Source organism: Paraburkholderia sp. SIMBA_053 (assembly GCF_046534895.1).
GTDB lineage: Bacteria > Pseudomonadota > Gammaproteobacteria > Burkholderiales > Burkholderiaceae > Paraburkholderia > Paraburkholderia caledonica.
This window is the reverse complement of sequence record NZ_JAWRXU010000927.1, coordinates 1-263: the sequence shown is the minus strand read 5'-3', so window position 1 is coordinate 263 and position 263 is coordinate 1. Positions and strand designations below refer to the sequence as shown.

The following is a 263-nucleotide window of genomic DNA, read 5'->3' as shown; positions in this document are numbered from 1 at the left end:
GCATCCGGGGCACCGACGGCAGACGCGATCACCGGCGCGACGGTGCCATCGACCTCGTCTCCGACGTTCACGAACCAGATGTAATCCTCGCCGGCGACCGCGTCACTGCCCAGCCAATCGACCGCGAGCCTCGTCTTGCCCACGCCCGCCGCGCCCGTGAGCGTGACCAGGCGCGCGACATCGAGCGCTGCCGTCAGCGCCGCACGCTCCTCCCGACGCCCCACCATCGGGGCGATCGGCGCCGGCACACCGAACATGCGCCC

Annotated in this window: 1 protein-coding gene; it reads right to left on the bottom strand. The window is 72.2% G+C overall.

From position 1 onward, the window contains the following. A partial coding sequence (locus SB753_RS38320; protein WP_410805325.1) for a hypothetical protein occupies nt 1-263 on the bottom strand: 263 nt, incomplete at both ends.